The 6,713-nt window shown below is 57.2% G+C and carries 5 protein-coding genes; all 5 read left to right on the plus strand.

Annotated features, from left to right (window positions below):
• Positions 1–1,069: 1,069 nt before the first annotated feature.
• Positions 1,070–2,461: an amidase gene (locus tag DIE06_RS37205; RefSeq protein ID WP_409364539.1), complete on the plus strand. Its 1,392-nt coding sequence runs from the start codon at positions 1,070–1,072 to the stop codon at positions 2,459–2,461.
• Between the two features lie 238 nt (positions 2,462–2,699).
• On the plus strand, positions 2,700–3,533 hold the full coding sequence (locus tag DIE06_RS37210; protein ID WP_124665679.1) for a polysaccharide deacetylase: 834 nt from the start codon (positions 2,700–2,702) through the stop codon (positions 3,531–3,533).
• A gap of 28 nt (positions 3,534–3,561) precedes the next feature.
• Positions 3,562–4,056, plus strand: a complete 495-nt coding sequence (locus DIE06_RS37215; RefSeq protein ID WP_124665680.1) for a MaoC/PaaZ C-terminal domain-containing protein — start codon at positions 3,562–3,564, stop codon at positions 4,054–4,056.
• Complete coding sequence (locus tag DIE06_RS37220; RefSeq protein ID WP_260433899.1) at positions 4,014–5,591, plus strand: class I adenylate-forming enzyme family protein; 1,578 nt, start codon at positions 4,014–4,016, stop codon at positions 5,589–5,591. The genes DIE06_RS37215 and DIE06_RS37220 overlap by 43 nt, the downstream gene beginning before the upstream one ends.
• Positions 5,592–5,699: 108 nt before the next feature.
• Positions 5,700–6,713 (plus strand): tartrate dehydrogenase (locus DIE06_RS37225; protein WP_124665681.1); only part of this gene is annotated, 1,014 nt, incomplete at its 3' end.

Here is a 6,713-nt window from a genome sequence, read left to right on the forward strand (position 1 = left end):
CGAAGAGAGCCGAGGTCAAAGGCGATTTGAGATGCTGAAAAGGCTTCTCGACGAACGACGGTCGTGCAGAGCTTTTAGATCTGGCTTGGAGCACGCGATACGATCTTAGGTATCTCGTCCCCGGCGCAGAAGGCAGCATTCGACTGTGCCATACACCCGTGGCGAACGAGAATCAGGAGCGATAAGGTGCTCGATAGGTTCTCTCATGCGGTGTATGGACGCGCACTGAGCGAAGCGTCATCGGTATTAGACCTATCGTCGATTGCAAGTTATATCGGTGTATACCGCGAGTGTGCGTGATTGCGGTTGGCAACTGTCCGACGCACTTGGCATAGCGCGTGGCGATCGCAGCACATCGGGTAAGCAGCGCTCGAGAACGAGGACTTATCGAAATTTTTGGTTAGCGTGTGTGCGGGTTCGCACTGGGTGGCGGCTTGGAGTTGGCTCATTCTTGTACTTTTGCTCGTGGCAACGCCGTGCGCCTAGTTCGCGCATGCGGAGGTCATAATCGGCCAATTGTCGGGGGCGGATGGGACTCAACAACTCCAACGATTGACCGGACGCTCGCGAGCGCTCGACATGAGGCTAACCGTTCGTACTGTCGATGCGAAAGAAGCATTGAGATTCGATATCCTAAATTTTATGCTGCAGGCCTTTTGGAGGATGTCAATGCCTTCATTGCTCCGTTCATCTCACTGAGCCAAGTTGCAGTGGCTGCCTCAAACGAGCAGTGTATCGATCGAAGTTGCCCCTTATGTACGGACTTGAAATCGAGGTCGACGAGCTTTACGAGTGGAACAAGAGTAGCGACGCCGAAGAGGGAAGGCGTGCGTTTCTCGAAAAATGCACGTCCGTCTTTGTAGGGCGCTAGACGTCTCACGATCCATCCATCCGGAATGGGGCTTAAGTCTGCATGGCGGCACTGGGACCGATACACCTGGCCCGCTGCTTGTCGACGCCGATTTCGGCACCAGCATGTATCAATTTTCAAGTCGGCTAGTCGCGAGCACGCCGGCTTCAAGGGGCAGAAATGAGAGTATCAGAGTACATCCAACATGACGCACTCGGCTTGGCCGCGCTGCTCAAAGAAAAATCGGTTTCGCCGGAAGAATTGATGAATTGTGCGATCGAGCTTGCAATCAAGATCGATCCTAAGATTCACGCGCTTTGTTATCCGGATTTCGACGGCGCGCGGGCGCGAGCGAAAACGGTGGCAGTTAAAGGAGTGTTCGGCGCCGTGCCGTTCTTGCTCAAGGACTCGGCACTGGCATCGAAGCAATTCCCGACGAGTATTGGATCGAATCTGTTTCGCGATATCCCTTTCAAATACGACGCCACCCTCGTCGAGCGATTCAATGACGCGGGGCTGATCTCGTTTGCCCGCACTACAGTGCCTGAACTGTGCATGGCGCCGACAACAGAAGCGACTGCAAATGTGCACCCTACGAAGAATCCTTGGGATCAAAGCCGTTCGTCGGGCGGATCAAGTGGCGGGGCGGCAGCTGCAGTGGCAGCCGGTATTGTTCCAATCGCGCATGGCAGCGACGGGGGGGGGTCTATCCGGATTCCCGCGTCATGTTGTGGGGTATTCGGATTGAAGCCGTCACGTGGACGGATTCCGATGGGGCCATCGCGCGGTGAAGGCTGGGGGGGGCTCGCCGTTGAGGGCGTGCTTTCCAAGAGCGTACGTGACACCGCGGCGGCGTTGGATGCGGTCGGAGGCTACGAGGCGGGGGCTCCTTACGCCTCACCGTCCGCGCCAACATCGTATTTGGATCTTCTCGGACGTGATGTCGCAAAGCCCCTACGAATTGCGAAATGGACGTCTGCCTTCAACAATATTCCAGTCGCTCAAGCGTGTCTTGATGCCGTCGAGTTTGCGGCGACGCTGTTAAAGCGTGCGGGCCACGAGGTCGTGGACGCGCAGCTGCCATCCATCGACTACGACGAATTGGTTCATGCCCACGTCACTGTATTGATGGCGAATGCCTATGCGTCGATCACAGGCATGGTTGGGGGCCGGGACGAGGCGAGCTGGAAGTCTCGCATCGAGCCCGCAATTTTCGACGCCTACAAACGAGGCGGCGAGTTGAGCGCCGCGCAATACATCGCAGCGATTAACACGTTCCACAGCGTGGGCCGGCGCATGGCTCGGGGCATGAAGGATTTCGATCTTGCCTTGAGTCCCACGCTTACACAGCTTCCTGTGCATTTGGGCCAGTTCTCGATGAATACCGATTTCTGGTCATTTCGTCGGGAAGTCTCAAAATACACTGCGTTCTTGACGATCAGCAACGCATCCGGACAGCCCTCGGCAAGCGTTCCCTCGTATTGGACCGCAGCGGGGTTGCCGGTTGGGGTCCAACTCGTCGGACACTTCGGAAGGGAAGATCAAATCCTCACAACGGCGGCGCAAATTGAGGAACTCGCGCCCTGGTCCGGTCGGATTCCGGATCTGTAAAGCGAATTGGTAAGCCCTCTGCCCGCGCGGGTCAGGTTTTCCTCAACGATCTCATTGTCATTTTCGCCGATCAATCACCACTTGAATTTAGACTTGCGGGTCTAATTTTTGTATTGTAGAGTATGTAGGCCGTACCCCGTACCCCGATGAGAAAACCTCCGAGCGTCGTGCCGGGCTTCTCTATGCAGGCGATTGCATCGATGGGGTTTGGACCGCGTTCTAATCAGGATATTGACCGATGACGACTGTTTGCTTGACGTTCGATTTCGACGCACTCGCGATTTGGTTTAGCACGTTCAAGCAGACCACTCCGACAGCGTTATCTCGGGGAGAGTATGGTGTCCGCGCTGGACTGCCGCGTATTCTGACCATGCTTGCCCGTCAAGGGGTAAGGGCGACGTTTTTCACCCCTGCCCATACGGCGCGCAATTTTCCAGACGCACTCGAGTTAATCGTGAGCGGCGGCCACGAAGTCGCTGCGCATGGCCTCCTTCACGAGAGTCCGGTCGGGCTCCCGATCGATGAAGAGCGCGATCTGTTGCATCGCAGCCTGGAAGAACTTCAGGCGATTACGGGCAAGCGACCGCGCGGATATCGCTCGCCAGCGTGGGACCTGAGCGACAACAGCATCGTGCTTCTGGAGGAAGCGGGCCTTCAGTACGACAGCAGCATGATGGCTAACGACTTCCAGCCATATTTCGCTCGGCGAGGTGACGTGATGTCGGACGACAAGGTTACCTTTGGCGCAGACAGTTCGATCGTCGAACTACCGGTTGCGTGGGAGCTCGATGACTACCCCTACTTTCACTGGTCGGCACGGCCGTACAACGCTGGGTTGCGTGCTACAGAAGACGTTTTTTTGGCATGGAAGGGCGAGTTCGACGCAGCATATGCCGAAGACGGCTTTTTCACGTTGACGTGCCACCCGGAGATCATCGGCAGAGGTCCAAGAGTGGCGATGCTCGAACGCTTGATTGAGCATATGCGAGCTCGGGCGGGCGTGAGTTTCATGACAATGGAAGAAGCGGCGAAGCAGTTCAAAGCAGTGGCGTTATCTAAGAACGTCAAGTAACCAAATCAAACGAAGTGAGGAATTGAACATGTCTACGATGGAAGCTCCGGTCGCCGATCAGCTCGGCCCGAATGCAAAGTACTACGAGGAACTGGAAGTTGGTCAGGAGTGGGTGACGCCGCGCCGCACGATTGCCGAGGCTGACATCGTGCTGTTCACGGCAGTAACCGGTGACCAAAATCCGGTTCACACCGACGAAGAATTTGCTAAGAACAGTGTCTTCGGTGCGCGTCTGTTGCACGGTCCGGCCGTATTCGCAATTGCAACGGGGCTCGAGTTCCGCCTCGGCCTGAAGGAAGGTACCGCCATCGCGTTTCTGGGCATGACCTGGGACATGAAGGGGCCCGTGAAGGCTGGCGATACACTGCACGTGCGTGAGCGCGTGACGTCCAAACGTGAGACGAAAAAGCCTACCGCCGGTATCGTGTTCTTCCATGTTGCGGTTGAGAACCAACGCGGGGAAGTGGTCCAGGAAGGCGAGTGGAAAGTTATGATGAAGCGCAAGCCGGGCTTCGCCTCTTAAATACGCCAGATGGGCATGCAGGCATGAACAGCAACCTGATAACAGCCGAAATCGAAGCGCACGCCAAGCGCAACAGTGGACGCGTTGCTCTGTGCGGCGCAGAGACGGTGTTGACGTACGGGCAACTCGTGGAGCAAGTGGGAGCCCTTGGTGACCGACTCAAGCGCATTGGCATCGGGCCCGGCAGCACCGTTGCGTCGCTTTGCGAGAATCGCGTCGAAGTGATCTTGCTCTACTATGCGCTTGGCAAGATCGGCGGGACTTTCGTTTCGGTGAATCCCAGCTTGACAGCGCATGAGGTGGCATACATCCTCGACCACGCAAGTGTCGCGCTCTTGTTGCATGACGAGAAAAAGCGGGATGTTGCAGAGTCAGCTGCTGCGCTGGTACCTGCTACGCGCTTGGCGTCTCTAGATGGTCTAGGCGAACTCGGCGCGATGAGCGAACCGCAGGCCCGCGACGCGCAAACTGAGATTTTTCAGATTGCGTATACGTCGGGTTCGACCGGGCGTCCCAAAGCAGTCGCGTTCGATCAGGCCGCTGAAGTCGATGGCAATCGATCGCTTATCGAGTTGTGGGCGATGACACCGGCGGATGTCACCGTCGTGGCATTACCCCTTGGGTTTTTGTACGGTCTTTCGACCGCATCTTCCATGACCCTGCAGGCTGGAGCGGAAGTCGTGCTGATGCGGCGATTCCACCCGCGCGAAGCGCTGGAAGCGTTCTCGCTCCATAACGCGACGGTGTTCCACGGCGTGCCGACGATGTTTGCCATGATGCTTGAGTATGCCGAGCAGAACGACTTACACATCGACTTGTCCTTCATGCGCCTACTGGTGTCGGCTGGCGCTCCGTTGTCGCGCGAGCTGCGCAACCGCTTCGAGGCCAGGTTCAACAAAAGGATCGATGACTACTACGGGCTGACCGAAGTTCGACCGGTCTTCGGTCGATTTGCCAATGACCCTGCGCCTGTCCCCGACGGTGCAATTGGGAAGGCCGCGCCAGGCGTAATCATCAAGATCGTCGATGCCAGCGGCAATGAAGTTAAACCCGGGGAAGTTGGAGAGTTGCTGGTGCGCGCGCCTTCGACGACGTGCGGGTACTACAAGAACCCCGAATTGACGGCGGCTACCTTCGAGCACGGCCTGATGAGAACCGGAGATCTGGGCTATCGAGACGACGAAGGGTTCTACTACCTTACGGGCCGAATCAAGGACATCATCATCCGTGGCGGCGCGAACATCGCGCCTGCGGAAGTCGAAGAAACCATTGCGTCGCATCCGGACGTTCAATCCGCCTCGGTGATTGGCGTGCCGGATGAGAAGTTCGGTCAGGTCGTTGCTGCCTACGTGGTTTCCCGCGATGCCAAGCACGTCTCAGCGGATGTGTTGACTGAGTATTGCAAATCGAGACTCGCTGATTTTAAGGTTCCCAGCCAGATCTATTGGACCAACGAGCTGCCGCTCGGCATCACCGGCAAGGTCGATAAGAAGGCTCTCCTTGCGCGTTGGACCGAAGAGCACACGCAGGCGTAAAGCATGGTCTTGGCAGGAAGGATGGCATGGGGTGCACGCGCGATCGCGCAGAGGGATCAGCGTACATTTTTGGCCTCATGCATGAGGCCATTTTAATAGACAGTAACCATGACGACGCACAAGATCGCGGTAATCGCAGGCGATGGCATTGGGAAAGAAGTGATGCCGGAGGGCCTGCGCGTTGTTAAAGCTGCCGCAGAGAAGTATGACGTCAGACTCGAATTCGAGACGTTCGATTGGGCGAACTGCGACTACTATGGCGAGCATGGCGACATGATGCCGGCCGACTGGTTCGAGCAACTGCGCGGCTTTGAGGCAATTTACTTCGGGGCAGTCGGCTGGCCTGCAATCGTTCCCGACCATATCTCTCTGTGGGGTTCACTCCTCAAGTTTCGGCGCGAGTTCGACCAGTATGTCAACTTGCGTCCCGTGCGTCTCATGCCCGGCGTGCCTTGCCCGCTTGCAGGGAAGGAGCCGAGCGATATCGACTTCTATGTCGTGCGTGAGAACACGGAAGGGGAGTACTCCTCAGTTGGCGGACACCTCTTTGCGGGAACCGATCGGGAGGTTGTTCTCCAAGAGGCGGTGTTCTCGCGCCATGGCGTCGACAGAATCGTGAAGTTTGCCTATGAGTTAGCGAACAGCCGCCCGAAGAAGCATCTCACGTCCGCGACGAAGTCGAACGGTATCTCGATCTCCATGCCGTTCTGGGACGAGCGCGTTGCCGCGATTAGCGCGATGTATCCCGAGGTGAAGACGGACAAATACCATATCGATATCCTCTGCGCACGTTTCGTTCTCTCGCCAGAGCGCTTCGACGTCGTGGTCGCGTCGAATCTGTTCGGCGACATCCTTTCGGATCTTGGACCAGCATGCGCCGGTACGATCGGCATCGCGCCCTCGGCGAACCTGAATCCAGAAAGAACGTTTCCGTCGCTGTTCGAGCCCGTGCATGGCTCGGCGCCCGACATCTACGGCAAGAACGTTGCAAACCCGCTCGGCATGATCTGGACCGGCGCGATGATGCTCGATTTTCTGGGTCGAGGGCAGGGCAAGTATCGTGCTGCGCACGACGCCATCTTGCGGGCCATCGAGGAAGGCATCGCGCAGGGGCCACGCACG

The sequence above is a fragment of the Burkholderia sp. Bp8998 genome (assembly GCF_003854235.1).
In the GTDB taxonomy this organism is placed as follows: domain Bacteria; phylum Pseudomonadota; class Gammaproteobacteria; order Burkholderiales; family Burkholderiaceae; genus Burkholderia.

Excerpts from the sequence above, each read along its gene's own strand:
- DIE06_RS37215 (WP_124665680.1), top strand. The coding sequence starts at position 3,562 with ATGTCTACGATGGAAGCTCCGGTCGCCGATCAGCTCGGCCCGAATGCA.
- DIE06_RS37210 (WP_124665679.1), top strand. The coding sequence starts at position 2,700 with ATGACGACTGTTTGCTTGACGTTCGATTTCGACGCACTCGCGATTTGG.